Below are 17,117 nucleotides of genomic sequence, written 5' to 3' on the forward strand. Positions count from 1 at the left end.
AAACAGCAGCCGAGCCGGGCTGCCGAGAGCCTGAAGACAAATCTTTTTCTATCTTGCCAGTTCTTTTATTTGCCGATCGGCATGAACCGCCGGACGTCCGACGGAATGATAAGTGAATCCTGAAACCCTCATATATTCCAGCGGAAACATATTTCTGCCGTCAATGATGACCGGCTGTTTGAGCAGCTGCTTCACTCTCTGAAGATCCATCTCCTTGACTTCCGGCCAATCTGTTGTAATCAGGCATGCGTCCGCGTTTTTGATGGCACTGTACAGTTCTGTGTGATATTCAATGCCGCCGTCTCCTAATATCGCTGACGCTTCGGGAATCGCGATCGGATCATACGCTTTCACGTGAGCGCCCTGCTCTTTAAGGCTTGCGATGATATCAAGAGCCGGGGCGGAGCGGACGTCATTTGTGTGCGGTTTAAAGGCCAGCCCCAGTACGGCCACGGTTTTCCCTTTTAAGGGACCGATGGCGCGGTTCAATTTTTCCGTAATACGGACCCGCTGCTTCTGATTGGTTTCAATGACGGCTTCCATCATTTGAAACGGATAGCCGGCGGCGTTTGCGATATGCAATAAAGCCGTTGTATCCTTCGGAAAGCAGGATCCGCCGAATCCGATGCCCGCCTGGAGAAATTTATTCCCGATCCGGCTGTCAAGACCGACGCCTTCTGACACGTGGGAAATGTCCGCCCCGACACGTTCGCAAATATTGGCGATATCGTTAATAAAAGATATTTTGGCGGCTAAAAAAGCATTTGCGGCATACTTAATCATTTCCGCGCTTTCAAGATTGGTCTTTACGATCTTCGTACGGAACGGCTTATGAAGCTCTTCAATGACCGAAGCGGCATGTTCGCTTGTGGCGCCGATGACCGCCCGCTCCATCTGCATCGTATCCCGCACCGCCGAACCTTCGCGGAGGAATTCAGGATTTGACGCGACATCAAACGGATATTTTCCCTTTGACGCTTCGCTGACGATTTGGTAAACGAGCTTTCCCGTCCCGACCGGAACAGTGCTTTTGGTGACAATGATTTTGTATCCGTTCAGCTGTTCTCCGATTGTTTGCGCCGCTGCCTTAATGTAGGTCAGATCGGCTTCACCCGTCTTTGACATCGGCGTACCGACGGCGATATAGATGATATCAGCGGCTTTCACAGCCGGCTCAATGCCGGCCGTAAAGGATAAGCGCCCGGCACTGACATTTTTTTCGGCTAATTCCTCAAGTCCCGGTTCATATATCGGGATGACTCCGTTTTGCAAGCTTCTGATTTTCGCTTCATTGATGTCACAGCAAGTCACATGATGGCCGATTTCCGCAAAACAAGTTCCAGATACAAGACCTACATACCCTGTTCCTAATACAGCGATTTTTTTCACAGCTTCATCCCTCTTTCGAAAGGTTCTCCTCTTGCCCGGCCCGGTTCATTACGGATCGGTATTTCTCTTTCAGCGTTTTCGCGTTTTGGCTTGCGTCAAAATACGTGCGGACGGTTTGATAAAGTTCCTCGGCTGTTTGCGGCGTCCAAGCCTCTCCTTCGTCATATTGCAGAATCGATTCTGCCAGCGTCTCAGGTGAACCCGGCTTGATCAGCAACCCCCGGTGTTTCCCGAATAAAGAAGCCAATCCTCCGACATCGGTACAGATCACCGGCACCTTCAGAGCGAGCGCCTCAATGACCACAGTCGGCATGCCTTCGCTGTAGGACGGCAGCGCCATTACATCCGAGGCCAGCAGATAGTCCTGTACCTTGTCGTTCGGCACTTGCCCCGTGACGATATGAGCGGCTTCACGCAATGAAGATGCGGCGGGACCGTCACCGACAAAGACAGCTTCATATCTTTCATCCAATGATTGAACAGCTTTTGATAAGTCGAAAACGCCTTTCTCTTTGACAAGCCTGCCTATGAACACGATCAGTTTTTTATCCGGAGGAAGGCCGAGGCGTTTTCTGACGGCTTCTTTCGTCTCGTTCCTTTTTCGAAAGGCGTCAAGCGTGATGCCGATCGGAAGCACGGTGCACTCCGCTTCGATAAGCTTTTTCATTTGTTCCCGCAGACTGCCGCTCACAGCGTAAATATCGGCTGCTTCCCGCACCGCAAATGTAAATGCGCGATGAGCGCTTTTGCTGTAATGCGGATAGACATTGACATCACTGCCATGCAAGGTCAGCACATACGGAATGCCTAAAGCCTTTGACACAATGGCGGCCGCTCCGCCTGACGGCATGGCGAAATGCGCGTGAATCAGATCGGGCTTCAGGCCATGATTTTTAATTTCGGAAAGAATGGATTCCGCCATTCTTTTATGCGGCTGCGCCCATTTCAGCTGCCCGGGAACCGCCTGATAAAACGGCCGGTGGACGGACACGCCTTTCCGCCATTCATGCGCCGGCCTGATATCCTTTTGCCGATACGTCTTTTTCAGCACCCGGAATGGCGCGGCGAGTTTCGGCCGCGGACAAATGACGGTCATCTCCGCGCCAAGCTTTCTCAGTTCTTGGGCCTGCGTCTCATGAAAAACGCCTTCCCCCGGCTTCTCACTGCTCGGATAGACACTTGTCATCCACAATACCTTCATAGCAAACGTCCTTTTCTTAATTTACTTTTCATATGCGGATAAGCTTTTCCTAACAGGAATAAATAACACAACGCGCCGCAGGCTACGGAGATCGCCAGCCGCAGCTTGACATCAAGGCTGATCCGCTCCGTGCCGAAGCTGGCTGTAAAGGCGATGACACCCATTGCCGCCGTAAGCAGAAACGGTTTGGCCACGGCTTTGAAGTAAGCCGACAGCCGCAGCTTAATGACATATGCCAACAGCCAGCGCCCGATCAGGAAATTCAGGATGCTGATGAAAGCGTACGTCCAGGCTACCGTCAAGAGATTTCCGGACAGCACGGCGGCGTACAAAGATGCACCATACAGCAGCATCACCCCGGCGTCCCAATAAAACGCCAGATCGGCCCGCCCTTTTGCGAGCAGCACAGATCCGTTCGGATTCATCAGAACCCTTAATATCCCGACGATGGCGAGAACGTTTAAAACCGGGACAGCCGCCAGCCATTTTTCTCCGAATACCGAAGCCACGAATGCATCCGACACTGAAACCAAACCGAGCAAAAGCGGAAAGGATATCAGCGCGAGTATTTTGGTCATATTGAGAAATCCTTCTCTGATAACGCTGTTTTCATGCTTGTTTTTCGCAAAGACGGGAAACGCGACTCTCGTAATGATCGGATTAATTTTTAATACCGGAAGCGTGACAATCTGGTAGGCCAGATTGTAAATGCCGAGCGCCTCAGCGCCGATAAAACTGCCGATCAGAATCATATCAATATTCGCTCCGAGCCGGTTCACAAGCCGGGAAGACAGCTGAAAGGCCCCGAAAGAAAAGAAGCCTTTCATTCCTTTCAGATCAAAAACGAACGCCGGTCTCCATGTTTTTCTGCAGGACATCCAGTACAGAATGCCTTTTGACGATTGCAGCAGCACCTGGGAAATCACATAGGCGAGAATCGGGTCCGTATAAAAAACCGCGGCCGCCAAATACACGAAGGACAGCACATTTGAAAAGATTTCAATCTTGCTTAACGTGTTAAATGCCAGCGCTTTTTGCAGCATATACTGGTATTGCTGACCGATCGGCGCGATTAAAAACATGACGGCCAGCACGCGGATTAAATAGACAAGCTCCTCCCGCCGATAAAAATCGGCGATGAGCGGACTGCTGAAAAACAGCAGCGCAAACAGCGCAAGCCCTGTTATGATATTCAGCCAGTACAAGGAAGACATCTGTTTATCAGTCACATGATCTTTTTGAATGAGCGCGGCGCCAAAACCCATATCAAGCGCAATTTGGGCAAACACCACTACCGTTGTGATCATGCCGACAAGGCCGAATTCAGCCAGTGACATGACCCGCCCGAGCAGGGCGAATTGGATGATTTGAATGACCGTAATACACGCTGTCGAAATACTTGTCCATTTGGCGCCGCTCAAGATTTGATTTGTAATACTAGGCATCGTTTTCCCTACTTTTTTGTCTGCTGACCAGAATTTTTATCGCGCCCCGTCACCGGTCCAGATCACTTTGCACGTTTTGAGCATAATCTTCAGTTCCAATGAAAAGGTCAGGTTGCGGATATAATATAAGTCAAACATCAGTTTTTCCCTCGGTGTCATGTCATATCCCCCGTTGACCTGCGCCCAGCCGCTTAATCCCGGCTTAACGGCCAGCCGCTCCGTAAACCCCGGAATCTCGGCCTGAAACTGTTCCGTAAACACGGGACGCTCGGGACGCGGGCCGATCAGGCTCATTTCTCCCCGAAGCACATTTACCAGCTGCGGCAGCTCATCAATACGGGTCCTTCTGATAAAAGCGCCGACCTTTGTCACGCGGGGATCCTTTTTCAGCGCCCAGACCGCCCCCGATTTTTCAGCATCTATTTTCATAGAGCGGAGCTTATACAAATAAAACGGCTTCCCGTCTTTGCCTACCCGCTCCTGCTTATAAAAAGCCGGGCCGGGCGACTCCAAACGAATCAGTATGGAGAACAGGCCCATCACCGGGAGTGCCGCCAAGAGCCCCGCAAGCGCAAACACAATGTCCATGAATCGCTTAAAAGCCAAATAACGGGCCGTTCTTTCCGTAACGGCAGCGGAAGTCCCCTGCCGCACTGCATAGTTATTATTTACATTCATGCTTTTCTCTGCTCCCACTGACACACACCTCACGATTTGTTGGGATGTTTGATGACCTATGCCGTGAGTTTAGCAGATGGATGTTAATTGGAAGTAAAGGAAGCGTTAATGTTTATTAGAATGTTTCGATTATTGTTTTTTTATTGTAAATCTATTCATATCCATATTTGAGACAAAGCATAATGAAAAATAAAAAAACAGACCGGTATGAACCGGTCTGTTTCCATGAAAAAATTATCGGAAATAGGAGGAAACGCCTTGGGTGATCCCCGCCGCGAGTCTGTCCTTTTTCGTTGATTGTTTTAAAATATTGGCATCAATCGGGCTTGTGACAAAACCGGTTTCTAACAAGACACTCGGCATTTTAGAATACTTAATGACGTAAAATCCGGCAGTTTTCACACTGCGGTCACGTGTGCCGAGAGCAGAAACCATTCTCGGCTGAATATTTTGGGCAAGCCTCAGACTGTTTGCGGATTGGTACGTTTTATCATAATACGTCTCCGTACCGTTTGCACTGCTGTTATCATTTGCGTTCGCATGGACGCTGATGAAAATATCGGCGTTCGCCTTCGCCCCTTTGTTCACTCTCTCCTCAAGCGAGTCAAAGGTGTCGCCCTTCCTCGACATTACAGTAAGCGCGCCCGCGCCGTATAATTGATTGTTAAGACGCGTAGCGATATCAAGATTTACATTTTTCTCAAGCAAGCCGTTGCCGGTTGCTCCTGAATCCTGATAGCCGTGCCCCGGATCAATAAAGACCGTTTTGCCGACAACGGGATTTTTAAGCTGCGACGCGGCATTGTTGCTTAAAGATGACGCACTTCCTATGACGGTGAAGCTGGTGATGTTTTTACTTCCGATATACGTCCGGACGTCTTTTGACAGACTGTCTCCATTCGTCAGCAGGTGAACTCTTCCCTGTTTGGCGCTCAGCACGCCTCCGACGATGGTATCCGCCTCTTTAAAACCATTGGTAACAAACGTATAGCCTGTGCTTAAGCCTGTCTTTTTTGCAAGATTCACAGACAGGTTATAGCGGTTTTTGCCGCTGATTCTTGAAGGGTTCGGCAGTTTATTGTAAAGTGAGCTGCTGATGCTGCTTGTCCCGCCAATGACAATCGTGTTTTTAATCCCTAAGCTTTTGATCGCATTGGACGTAGAACCATTTAACGTTGAATCATTAGTGAATAAAATCGGATATTTTTTAGCGGACGCATAAGAAATCGCAGCCATTCCATCTGCATCAACAAACCCGTTGACCACAAGGGCTGTAGAAGATCTTGTCATTTCACCCGCCACTTTTGCGGCTGTGGCATATCTCGTGCTCCCTGATAATCGTTTGACACTGATGCCTAATTTAGCAATTTGATTTTCAGTATTTTTCGAAACGGCAGGTGTGCCGCCTACGATAATCACATTTTTCGTTTTTAAATCAATTAATCCCTTTTTTGTGCCGGCAGACAGCTGATCTTTATTTGTAAACAGCAGCGGCGCATTTTTTTGATATGAAAGCGGCGCAGCGGCAATTGCATCGGCATATGAAGTTCCGCCGGTGATAATTACCGTTTTCGCTTCACCCCATGATTGTTTTGCCGCCAGTACAGCCGTATCATACCGGGTGCTTCCGCCGATCCTTTTAACCGTGTTGTCAGCCAAAGCGGAAGGGACAAATAGAATGACCCCGAGAATAAAGACGGGGAGACATTTTATGATGAATTTCAATCCGATCTCCTCCACAGAAGTTTAGTAGTTTGTAAGTGCTGTATTAGGGTAATAGAACGCAAGAATAGAAGTATACGGCTCTCCGGCCTCCGCTCTTTCTTTTGCTCCGTATTGACTCATTCCTACGCCGTGACCGTATCCCTTTCCTGATATCGTGATTTGCGAAGAATTACCGGACGCACTGGCGTATGTGCTTTTAAAAGATGAAGCTCCGATCATCGTCCTGAGTTCAGACGCTTTCACCTCAACAGATGCAGTCTTGTTCATGACATAGCCTTTCGACTTGTCATTCACATGGTACGTGACCTTCACCGCGGCGTCTTCCGCGCGCTGGCCTTTTGTTTTTCCGGTGAGCGAGAGATCAGAGATGCTTGCAATTTTTATGGAACTTGCATTGGTTTCTTTATTTTTCATCAGCCAATTTTTTATTCCGTTGAGCTGCGCGGCATTTGCTTCGTTTGTTTTAGACCACCAGGATGCGGGATTTTTCATATCCAGACCCGCTGGCAGCTGCTGCTTCTGCAATGTTAAAGACCAGCTGATTTCCGGATCTTTTGTATCCTTTTTGGCTACTAAATACGGCACTTTCGATCCCCACACTTCATCGCCGGCTTCCATGTAACCGCCATTGCTTGATGAGTAAGTGGCATCTATCAATCTGCCGGAATAAGTGAGCACTTTCCCTTTTGTTCCGTTAACGGCTGCGGTGGCGTTTGGATACCAGCTGTATCCCCCGTAAACCTGAAAGGCCGTTGTATCCGCGACTGTTTGTCCCATCTTGCCGATAGAGTAGGTGCGGGCGGCAACAGCCTGGGCTTTCAGCGCTTCTGTCGGCCAGCTTCCCGGCATTTCATTCGGCAGGACACCTTTCAGATAATCCTCAAAAGGAATGTTTTCATTAACAGGTCTTACATATTTGCCGGATTCCGCAGTGAAACTCATATTCCCCAGATATGGCTTCCCGTCAATGCTGATTGTGTTTGCTGTTGAATATTTTTCAGGAACCGCCTTGAAAGACGTTTTTCCGCTGTTAATGCCTGCAACGCCTAATTTGCCGCCGGACGTTTCAATACGGTACGTCTTTCCGTTTACGAGATAAAACTCTTTTGCGTAAGCAGCCTTAACTGAATCGGCAATTGAATTCGCGCTACCTATTAATGTATAAGAATAGGTGCCTTTCGTTTTAAAAAGGCTGGCCTCGTCGGCGGGTGTTTCGCTTTTTTTGATGTATACAAGCGGCATGTGATTTGCGGCGGCAATATTTGATCCGACAACGATGTCCGCTAATTTAGTCCCGTTGGCAGCCACCGTTTTGCTTGCATCCATGCCGAGCGAAGTGACTGCGTTTGCTGATATTTGATATCTGTTTGATCCGGTAATTCTTTTGGTGACCGAGGCCTTCTTTTTAATTTGATTCTCCACATCTTTGCTGACGCTTGAAGTGCCTCCCATGATGATCACTTTTTTAGGCAGATTGTAGCTCGGAAGGGAGTCTTTTTTCGTCAGGAGAATCGGATAGCCGTTTTGCGCAGCATAAGGCGCGATTGCCAGCGCATCCGTATATACATCCCCCGTTACTACGACCGCCTGGTCATAGCTGCCCATTTCGGCCGCAATATTTTTGGACAGATCATATCTGTTTTTTCCGCTGATCCGTTTCGTACGGCCGTATTTCTTCAATGTCTTTTCCGCGGCTGACGAAATACTGTTCGTCCCGCCGATGATTAAAATATTATCCGGACTGAATTTCTTGATTTGCGCTTCTGTGCTGCTGCTCAGCTTTTTCGCTTCAGTCAGCAGAACAGGCGCTTTCAGTTTATTCGCTAAAGGAATGACGGAAAGCGTGTCTGCAAAATATGCATCCGTATTAACGACGACTACGTTGGACGGGTTTTTCCAATACTTAGATGTCGCGGCGTTAGCCGTATCATATTTGGACGCGCCTCCCAATCTGGCAACGGAGGAGACATCGCTTCCCGTCAGTTTATAAGTTCCTGATGGTTCGATATTCAGAGTCGATTTATTACCAATATAATTCGTCAGTTTTACTGAGATATCAGAACTGGACGCAAAAGTGCTTTCCGGTAATAAAGCCAGGCTGAATATCACAGAAAAACAGACAGCCCATATTGTTTTCTTCAATTTTTATCCCGCCTTTTGCTGATCATGGTGTATTATTTTGCTTTCTCGATTTCCTTGATCTCTTTTTGGCCTTTATCATTTGTGAAATACGTAATGCTGACTTTGTCATTTTCGCTGAATTTATTCAGAACATCAGAGAAGTCATCAGAAAATTCAAAGCTGACGGGCTGATCATCCACTTTTACTTCAATTGTGTGCGTATCCGCCATACCGACATAATATGCCGTTTCTTTTTGAGCCTGGTTCTCCGAAGAACCGCTTCCCTTCTTTGATTGATCCGCCGTTCCGCACGCTGCCAATACAACAGAAAAAAGCAGTATTAAGAACGAAGCTGCAATAGTTTTTTTCATTTTTTTCACCTCATCTTTATGTATCGTCTTATACTAACTTTTTTTTAAGGTAATTTTAAGGTCTTTTTGTAACCTTTTTTTAAGAATTTCGTCTATTACATGGTTATAAGTAAAAATATGACTGGGTTTATAAAGATTAGTAAATTGTATCAGGAAAGTTAATAGAAAAGGTGATGACAAATGAGAGCTGAACGAAAAAGAAAGAAGAAAAAAGTTCTTCTGACAATCGTAACAATCATCGGGCTGTTAGTTTTATCATCAGGAGGCTACGTCTACTACTTGTGGCACAAAGCGGCTTCAACGGTGGCAAGCATTCAGGAAGACTTGAAAAAATCGGACAAACGTGACACGGATATAGATCTCGGAAAGAAGGATCCGATTTCTGTTTTAATCATGGGCGTCGATGAGCGGAAAAATGACAAGGGGCGCGCGGATACGATGATTTATATGACCGTCAATCCTAAAACGAATACAACAGAAATGGTCAGCATTCCGCGTGATACGTATACGAAAATCTCCGGCAAAGGTACGATGGATAAAATCAACCACTCCTATGCTTTCGGCGGAACGCAGATGGCCGCGGATACCGTCGAGGACCTGCTTGACGTGCCGGTAGATTATTTTGTGAAAGTAAACATGGAGAGCTTCAAAGATACCGTGGATACACTCGGCGGGATTACGGTGAACAGCACGTTTGCCTTCAACTACGACGGGCACTCTTTCGGAACGGGGAACATCAGCCTGAACGGCGAAGAAGCACTTGCCTACACGCGTATGAGAAAAGAAGATCCCCGGGGGGATTTCGGCAGGCAGCAGCGCCAGCGCCAAGTGATTGAAGGGATTATTTCTAAAGGGGCAAACATCTCGTCTGTCACGAAATTCGGAGATATGTTTAAGGTCATTGAAAACAATATGAAAACAAACATGTCATTCGATGATATGTGGACGGTTATGACTGACTATAAAAACGCCCGCAGCAAAGTCACTCAGCATGAACTGAAGGGAACGGGAACGAGAATCAACAATATCTATTATTACAAATTAGATGAAGCAAGCCTCGCTTCAGTCAAAAAAGAATTAAAAGAAAGCCTGAAATAATAAAAAAACTCTGCATATGATGCAGAGTTTTTTATTCTGTAAAAGGCTGCGGACGGGTTTTTCTATAGCCGTACCGATAAAGCAGTTCTTCCACAATCCGTTTTGAAGCCGATCCGTCACCATAAGGGTTTGACGCCTTTGACATCCGTTCATATTCAGCCTGATCGGTTAAGAGCTGTTTTGTCAGCTGATACACCGTTTCTTCATCTGTACCCGCCAGCTTTAATGTCCCGGCTTTCACTCCTTCGGGGCGCTCGGTTGTGTCCCTAAGCACCAAGACCGGCTTTCCGAGAGAAGGCGCTTCCTCCTGAACCCCGCCTGAGTCGGTCAAAATGAAGTTTGCTTTCGCAGCGAAGTTATGGAAATCCACGACCTCCAGAGGTTCTATTAAGTGCACCCTGTCCGAATCAGCAAAATGGGCTTCTGCGGCCTCACGAACTGCGGGATTCAAATGAACGGGATAAACGACTTGTACGTCCTCAAACTCTTCAACGACTCTTCTGACGGCCTTAAACATCTGTTCCATCGGCCTGCCTAAATTTTCACGTCTGTGCGCTGTTAAAAGAATCATCCTGCTTCCTTCCAGCTTGTCAAAAATCGGATGAAAATAATCTTCCCGCACTGTCGTTTGAAGCGCGTCTATCGCCGTATTTCCCGTGACAAATATAGAATCCGGCTTTTTATTTTCAGAAAGCAGATTCTGCTCGGCCTGGCTTGTCGGCGCAAAATTCACATCAGCCATCACGCCCGTCATCTGCCGATTGATTTCCTCGGGGAAAGGAGAGTATTTATTATGCGTACGCAGACCGGCTTCCACATGGCCGATAGCGATTTGATGGTAAAAGGCGGCAAGGCTTCCGGCGAACGTTGTCGTCGTATCCCCGTGGACCAAAACGATATCTGGTTTTACTTCTTGGAACAGCTTGTCCAATTTCAGCAAAGCATGAGATGTAATTTCTGAAAGCGTTTGACGCTCTTTCATAATATTCAAATCAAAATCAGGCGTAATGCTGAATGCTTCAAGCACTTGATCCAGCATCTGTCTGTGCTGTGCGGTTACAGTCACCAGCGAATCAATTTCCTGATATTTTTCAAGCTCTAATACGAGCGGAGCCATTTTAATTGCTTCAGGTCTTGTACCGAATACGGTCATTACTTTTAGTTTTTTCAACGGTTTGTCTGCACCTCGTTTTATATGTCGGATATCCCTTCATGTTAACACATTTATGCCGTTTCTTAGATATTGTAAAGCTTAATGGCAAACAAAGCAAAAACCGTTCCAAGACTCTTTGAAAGCGGATTAAAAGGTGTGAATTTTAATCAATTGTGGTAAAGTGGAAAAAGACTAGGTTATAGTTCTGAAAAAAAGATTTTGCAGAAACAAGGATGGTGTTATTCAGTGAAGAAAGTACGCAAAGCCATTATTCCGGCAGCAGGTTTAGGCACTCGTTTTTTGCCGGCCACAAAAGCAATGCCTAAAGAAATGCTTCCAATCGTTGATAAGCCGACAATTCAGTATATTATCGAAGAAGCTGTCGAATCCGGCATCGAAGATATTATTATCGTAACCGGAAAAGGAAAAAGAGCAATAGAAGACCATTTCGACAATGCCCCTGAACTGGAACGTAATTTAGAAGAAAAAGGGAAAATCGAACTGCTTCAAAAAGTGAAAAAATCGTCAAATATTGCGGATATCCACTATATTCGCCAAAAAGAGCCAAAAGGACTCGGTCATGCCGTTTGGTGCGCACGCAACTTCATCGGCGATGAACCTTTCGCCGTTCTTCTCGGCGATGATATTGTCCAGGCTGAAAAACCGGGACTTCGTCAGCTGATGGATGAATACGAAAAAACATTGTCTTCAATCATCGGTGTTCAGCAAGTTCCTGAAAGCGACACACACCGCTACGGAATTATCGATCCGTTAACAAATGAAGGCCGCCGTTACCAGGTCAAAAATTTTGTAGAGAAGCCTGAACCGGGCACAGCTCCTTCCAACTTGGCTATTTTAGGAAGATACGTTTTCACTCCTGAAATTTTCATGTACCTGGAACAGCAGGAAGTCGGTGCAGGAGGAGAAATTCAATTAACGGACGCCATCCAAAAGCTCAATGACATTCAGCGTGTCTTCGCTTATGATTTCGAAGGAAAACGTTACGATGTCGGTGAAAAACTCGGATTTATCGAGACGACGCTTGAATTTGCCTTACAGGATCAGGATATCCGCCATAAATTAATTCCGTTCATGAAGGATCTTCTTGAAAAAGAAGAAGCTGACGAATAGAAAAAGCTGCCGAATCCGGCAGCTTTTTTTATGTGATCTTTACTTTTTAGACGTTACGGTCAGTGTTTGATCAGCATTGTTCACAGAAAAAGTATATTCCTGGTTTTTAAGCATGAGCAAATTCTGATTGATTTTGCTGCCGCCTTTTTCACTTAAAGCTGAGATGTCTGCGGGACGCGATAAATGAAAAACCACTTCGGAGACTGTATCCTTGTCAATCACTACATCCGTTTTTGCATCGGATGTTTTTAATACGTTCCGTCCGTCAGCCGTTTGTCCGGCAGCTGGATTTTTCAGTTTACTCTGCACATCGTCCCGGCTTTTATTGAGATATGAGAGAAACTCTTCTGCTGTTTGGCTTGATAAACTGCCGCTGAAATCATTAAGCTGAACATCCGTCTTTTTTAAAGCGTTCACTTTATACAGATCAGTCTTTTTCATAAAGTACTCTTTATCGTTTAATTTCACTTTGGCCGCCTGGTTATTTTCGGCTTCTACCTGCACCTTCGTGCCGAAACTTACACTTGCGGAGGCTTTTCCTTTTATATCTTTTTCAGTATAAAGGTCCGCCTTTTCAGCTTTTACCAAAGCAGGTTTATTCACAGACTCATAAAGGCCGGCATCGCTCTGTTTGACGTCACCGAAAGATGTAATCGCACGCAGAGGCTTGTCTGAAAACATCGAAGCGCCTGCGCCGACAGCCAGCAATGCAAGCAGCGTAATCTGAATCGTATTGGCAATGAATTTGGGCTTCGCTTTCTTTTGCTGCGCCTGACTGATTTTCTGTTCCTCGGCTGCCCGCGTTCTGCCTTCAATCTGCTCGTTTTGATATTTCTTCTTTTCTTTCTTTGAAAGCTTGTTGAACCAATCCACAAAAGCTTTATATTCTTTCACAACGGCTTTCGTTTCGTCGAACATGCGCATTTCGCCGTAATGCATCCAAGCCACCCGATCACACATTTTCTCAATCTGTCCGATGGAATGACTGACGAAAAAGATCGTTTTGCCGCGTTCTTTAAACTCCGTAATGCGGTCCACACATTTCTGATAGAAAGTCTGGTCCCCTACTGAGAGCGCCTCATCAATAATAAGGATATCAGGGTCCATATGCGCCGATATGGCAAAACCGAGACGGGATTTCATCCCGCTTGAATAGCTTTTAACAGGCTGATCTATAAAGTCGCCGATATCCGCGAATTCAACGATTTTTTCATAAAGCTCGTCTATCTGCCGATTGTTGAGACCCATCATCAAGCATTTTAAACGAATGTTGTCTTTACCGCTTAATTGATTGTTTAATCCGGCAGAAATCGCGATTAAAGACGGCTGCCCGTTCATATCAATCTCCCCGCTTGTCGGCGGAATGATCTTTGCAAGCAAATTGGACATCGTTGATTTTCCCGAGCCGTTGATCCCTACGAATCCGATCGTTTCCCCTTCATAGACGTCAAAAGAAACATTTCGGACAGCGAAAAAACCTTTTTGATTTCTGTTTGGGAAAAACAGTCCTTTAATTTTGTCAGACTGTTTTTTATATAGAAAATACTGTTTTGAAACATTTCTGAACGAAACTTTTAGTTTCATCGTATAATCTCCTTACTATATTAAAGAAAGTCAACAAACTTATCTCTGAATTTCATATGAAGAAGTGAACCGACTGTTAATAACAGCAGTGTGACGAACCAGAAATACAGCGTGTATTTCACATCGTGGAAAAACCACTGCCCTTCCATAAAGCTGTCTCTAAAGCCCTCGATAATATAGAAAAGAGGGTTTAACTTCAAGATGGTCAAAACTTCAGGTCTGTTTCCGAATTTTTCCGCAATGTCCCAGAAAATCGGCAGAAGAAAAAAGAGCAGCCTTGTGACGGCTTGAAGCAAAAACTGATAGTCCCTGATTAAAACGCTGATGGTTGAATTAAACAGGCCGAAAGCAAACATAAAACTGATCATGCAAAACAAGTAATAAATATATTGCAGCCAGTGAAGCGTCGGAAACAGTCCGTTGCTCAGCAGCACAATAATATAAATCGCCATCATCACAAAGTAACTGAATAAATTCGATGCTATCACTACAGAAGGCAGTGAACTGATCGGAAAGTTCATTTTCGACACTAAATTTATCCGTTTAAAAACGCTGTTAGATGCATCCAGTATCGTCGGACTGATAAAGAACCAAGGAATTAAGCCGGCCAGCATCCAGACGATGAACGGTACGCTGTCTCCATTTCCAAGCACCATATCATGTCCGCCGCGAATCCCGAGACCAAATACGAACCAGTAAGCCAGCATTTGAATCATAGGGTTGAGAAACTGCCACAATATACCCAAATAGTTCACTTGATACTTTGATTTCGTTTCGTACACTGCAAGCCGCATAATCAGCGGAAATGAGTTGAATTGCTCTTTCAGAATTTTTACCAATGCATTCATTCTAATCTTCCTTAGTCGTAAGTTTTAGGTAATAGCTTTGACTTACAAAAGCACCGCTCATAATTGTAACAGATTACGATGTATTTTTCACTTCATAACAAGCCTGAATCCCTTGAACGCAACATGCCGTCACTTAAGCAAAAAAGCATAATTAACGTGGTTAAATTATGCTTTTTTGCACCTATTTACTTGTCCCCGAAAATCACTTTTACGGCTTTTTCAGACGATTCTCCGGTTTCTAAATAACAGAACTTCTCGTAAAAAGGCCCGAATGAATCCGGAAGCTTATAATCATCTGATTCCGTTTCATTGACCCATTTGATAACGTCACCTGTTTCTTTGACAAGCGGGCCGGGCGCTTCTTTTTCAAAGTCAAAGTAAAACCCTCTGAGTTTATCCCGGTACGTTTCGATATCAGGCACATAAAACAGCATCGGTCTTTTCAGATTTGCATAGTCAAAAAAGACAGAGGAATAGTCCGTTATGAGTAAATCAGAGACCATATACAGCTCACGGATATCTTCGTAGCTGGAGAAATCATAAGCAAATCCTTCATACGGTCCGAGATCAAAGTTTTCCGCCACGAGATAATGCATTCGTAAAATAATGACATAACGATCGCCGATCGCTTCTCTCAATTGATGAAGGTCTAAATCAAGGTCAAACTTGTATTTTCCCTTCTTATAAAATTGGTCATCCCGCCATGTCGGTGCGTAGATAATCACTTTTTTATCTTGCGGAAGATTCATTTTTTCTTTCAGCGCTTTAATGACAGAAAGGCTGTTATCCGTTTGAAGGAAGTCATTCCGCGGATATCCCGATTCAATCATGGTTTTATTAAACTGAAACGCCCGGGCGAATATTTCGGTTGAATATGCGTTCGGTGAAATCAGGTAATCCCACTTTGAAGCCTCTGTCGTAAAGTTGCGCTTGTATTTTTCAGTGTTTGTTCCGGGCATATGCACTTCATCCATATCTACGGCAAGGCGCTTTAAAGGCGTGCCATGCCATGTCTGGACATATGTCGTATGCTCAGGTTTCGGAATCCACAGCGGCATACGGCTGTTGACAACCCAGTACTCGGCTCTTGCCATGGCAAACAGCCATTTGAACGTAAAGCGTTCGATATAAGGAATTCCTTTATCTTTAAATGTCTGTGAGTAAGCGGGGTTTACACTCCAGCAGAGACGGTATTCCGGCATCTCTTTGCTCATGTATTCATAAATCGCCCGCGGATTGCAGCTGTACTGTTTTCCGGCAAAGCTTTCAAACATGACAAATTTCTGTTTGACAGGCAGTTTCCCCGCAACCCTGAATCCCGCTTTATAAGTGTTTTGTATTCTTTTCTCAATGAACTTTTTCAGCTTATTCTTTCTCTTGCGTACAAAGGAAGCGCCCCGTTTCAGCTTTCCTCTCACAAAATACTCCACGCGGGTGCTGAAGCTGTAATCGTTCATTCTCAGGTGGAGATTTTTCGTTTTCTTTTTCGTGAAAACGTGAAATCTGGCAGGCCCTTTCTCCGTTTTCAGGATCGTGAATTGGTTAGGGTTTACTTGTTCAGATTTCAGAACCTTTAACGGTTTGCTGTTGGTGATAATCTCTTCACCCGTCCCGGCATCTTCAAAAATGAATTGAATATGGAATTGAAAGGTTAGCTGCTGATTCAATTCTTTATAAACGGCATTCAAATCAATTTTTGTATCAAAGCCTATCGTGTCAAGCATCGTTGTGTCCTGAACATATTCATCAAGGTCGTGTCTCGGCACGTCGTGAAGCGGATACTTCAGAATGAGAGGCTCCTCTTCTTTTCCTTTTTTCATTTTCAGAATCAGGTTTTTTTCTTTTATCTTTAAGGTTTCTGCCGCATTCAGCCGGAATGCAAAACCTTTCAGATGTAAGCTGCCGTCAGATTCGAGCTCCATTTCATCAATCCGCGTGACGAACTTTTTCTGCAGCAGCTTTAAGGAGAAATTCCCTTTCTTCGTCGTGTAAGGGAAAAAGAACATATGATGAGCCTCATCTTTATAAGAAGACAGTTCAATAGGTTCAAGGCTGGATTTTAACCGTTTTTTACTGATATCACTGTCATCATTGATAAAGGAGACATAGAAATCCAGACATCCTTTGCCGTCCGTATGGTCAGAAAGCAGATCCGTGCTCATAACAGCATGGTACTCCCCGCCTTCTCCGGCCAACCGTTTCAGAGGGACGGAAAGTTCCGCTTTTGTCTTACGATTTATAATCTGAAGAGAAGGCTCTTCCCCTGCAGTGACATTTTCACAGGATATCGTAATGCTGAATGTCTCTTCCTTTATGTTAAGATGTTTTAACTTGTATCTGACAGGATTTTCTATACCCATAAAATAAGTCTAC

Annotated in this window: 13 protein-coding genes; 2 read left to right on the forward strand and 11 right to left on the reverse strand. The window is 45.4% G+C overall.

What is annotated here, in order from left to right; translation table 11 throughout:
• Positions 1-48: 48 nt before the first annotated feature.
• From tuaD to ACKTRM_RS16715, 7 genes are all read right to left on the reverse strand, one after another.
• Entirely contained in the window at positions 49-1,389 is a 1,341-nt protein-coding gene (tuaD, locus tag ACKTRM_RS16685) for a UDP-glucose 6-dehydrogenase TuaD (RefSeq protein ID WP_012118579.1), read from the reverse strand.
• 4 nt (positions 1,390-1,393) lie between these two features.
• Positions 1,394-2,590, reverse strand: a complete 1,197-nt coding sequence (tuaC, locus tag ACKTRM_RS16690; protein WP_012118580.1) for a teichuronic acid biosynthesis protein TuaC — start codon at positions 2,588-2,590, stop codon at positions 1,394-1,396.
• Complete coding sequence (tuaB, locus tag ACKTRM_RS16695; protein ID WP_012118581.1) at positions 2,587-4,035, reverse strand: teichuronic acid biosynthesis protein TuaB; 1,449 nt, start codon at positions 4,033-4,035, stop codon at positions 2,587-2,589. Before tuaB ends, tuaC begins: the two co-directional genes overlap by 4 nt.
• Before the next feature lie 36 nt (positions 4,036-4,071).
• Positions 4,072-4,731: an exopolysaccharide biosynthesis polyprenyl glycosylphosphotransferase gene (locus ACKTRM_RS16700; RefSeq protein ID WP_003151373.1), complete on the reverse strand. Its 660-nt coding sequence runs from the start codon at positions 4,729-4,731 to the stop codon at positions 4,072-4,074.
• 216 nt (positions 4,732-4,947) lie between these two features.
• Positions 4,948-6,438 (reverse strand): N-acetylmuramoyl-L-alanine amidase, encoded by a 1,491-nt coding sequence (locus tag ACKTRM_RS16705; protein WP_012118582.1) that lies wholly within the window; start codon positions 6,436-6,438, stop codon positions 4,948-4,950.
• 21 nt (positions 6,439-6,459) lie between these two features.
• On the reverse strand, positions 6,460-8,580 hold the full coding sequence (locus ACKTRM_RS16710; protein WP_007614131.1) for a SpoIID/LytB domain-containing protein: 2,121 nt from the start codon (positions 8,578-8,580) through the stop codon (positions 6,460-6,462).
• A gap of 32 nt (positions 8,581-8,612) precedes the next feature.
• Entirely contained in the window at positions 8,613-8,930 is a 318-nt protein-coding gene (locus ACKTRM_RS16715) for a hypothetical protein (RefSeq protein ID WP_007407496.1), read from the reverse strand.
• A 180-nt stretch (positions 8,931-9,110) separates the two neighbouring features.
• On the opposite strand from ACKTRM_RS16715, the gene tagU reads away from it, so the two are divergent.
• Positions 9,111-10,028, forward strand: coding sequence for a polyisoprenyl-teichoic acid--peptidoglycan teichoic acid transferase TagU (gene tagU / locus ACKTRM_RS16720; protein ID WP_003151369.1), 918 nt, complete (start codon positions 9,111-9,113; stop codon positions 10,026-10,028).
• A 31-nt stretch (positions 10,029-10,059) separates the two neighbouring features.
• On the opposite strand, the gene wecB is transcribed toward tagU, so the two are convergent.
• Complete coding sequence (gene wecB, locus ACKTRM_RS16725; RefSeq protein ID WP_012118583.1) at positions 10,060-11,199, reverse strand: non-hydrolyzing UDP-N-acetylglucosamine 2-epimerase; 1,140 nt, start codon at positions 11,197-11,199, stop codon at positions 10,060-10,062.
• A gap of 228 nt (positions 11,200-11,427) precedes the next feature.
• Here wecB and galU point away from each other — a divergent pair, with 228 nt between their 5' ends.
• Positions 11,428-12,312 carry a UTP--glucose-1-phosphate uridylyltransferase GalU gene (gene galU / locus ACKTRM_RS16730; RefSeq protein WP_003151367.1) on the forward strand — a complete coding sequence of 295 codons (885 nt, stop codon included), beginning with the start codon at positions 11,428-11,430 and terminating at the stop codon, positions 12,310-12,312.
• Positions 12,313-12,351: 39 nt separating this feature from the next.
• On the opposite strand, the gene tagH is transcribed toward galU, so the two are convergent.
• The 3 genes from tagH to ACKTRM_RS16745 form a co-directional block, all read right to left on the reverse strand.
• A complete protein-coding gene (gene tagH, locus ACKTRM_RS16735) occupies positions 12,352-13,896 on the reverse strand; it encodes a teichoic acids export ABC transporter ATP-binding subunit TagH (RefSeq protein ID WP_012118584.1) in 1,545 nt (514 codons plus the stop codon).
• 20 nt (positions 13,897-13,916) lie between these two features.
• Positions 13,917-14,744: an ABC transporter permease gene (locus ACKTRM_RS16740; RefSeq protein WP_003151365.1), complete on the reverse strand. Its 828-nt coding sequence runs from the start codon at positions 14,742-14,744 to the stop codon at positions 13,917-13,919.
• A gap of 185 nt (positions 14,745-14,929) precedes the next feature.
• Complete coding sequence (locus ACKTRM_RS16745) at positions 14,930-17,104, reverse strand: CDP-glycerol glycerophosphotransferase family protein (RefSeq protein WP_023357154.1); 2,175 nt, start codon at positions 17,102-17,104, stop codon at positions 14,930-14,932.
• Positions 17,105-17,117: the final 13 nt, after the last annotated feature.

The organism is Bacillus sp. D7-8 (genome assembly GCF_052055895.1).
Taxonomy (GTDB): domain Bacteria; phylum Bacillota; class Bacilli; order Bacillales; family Bacillaceae; genus Bacillus; species Bacillus velezensis.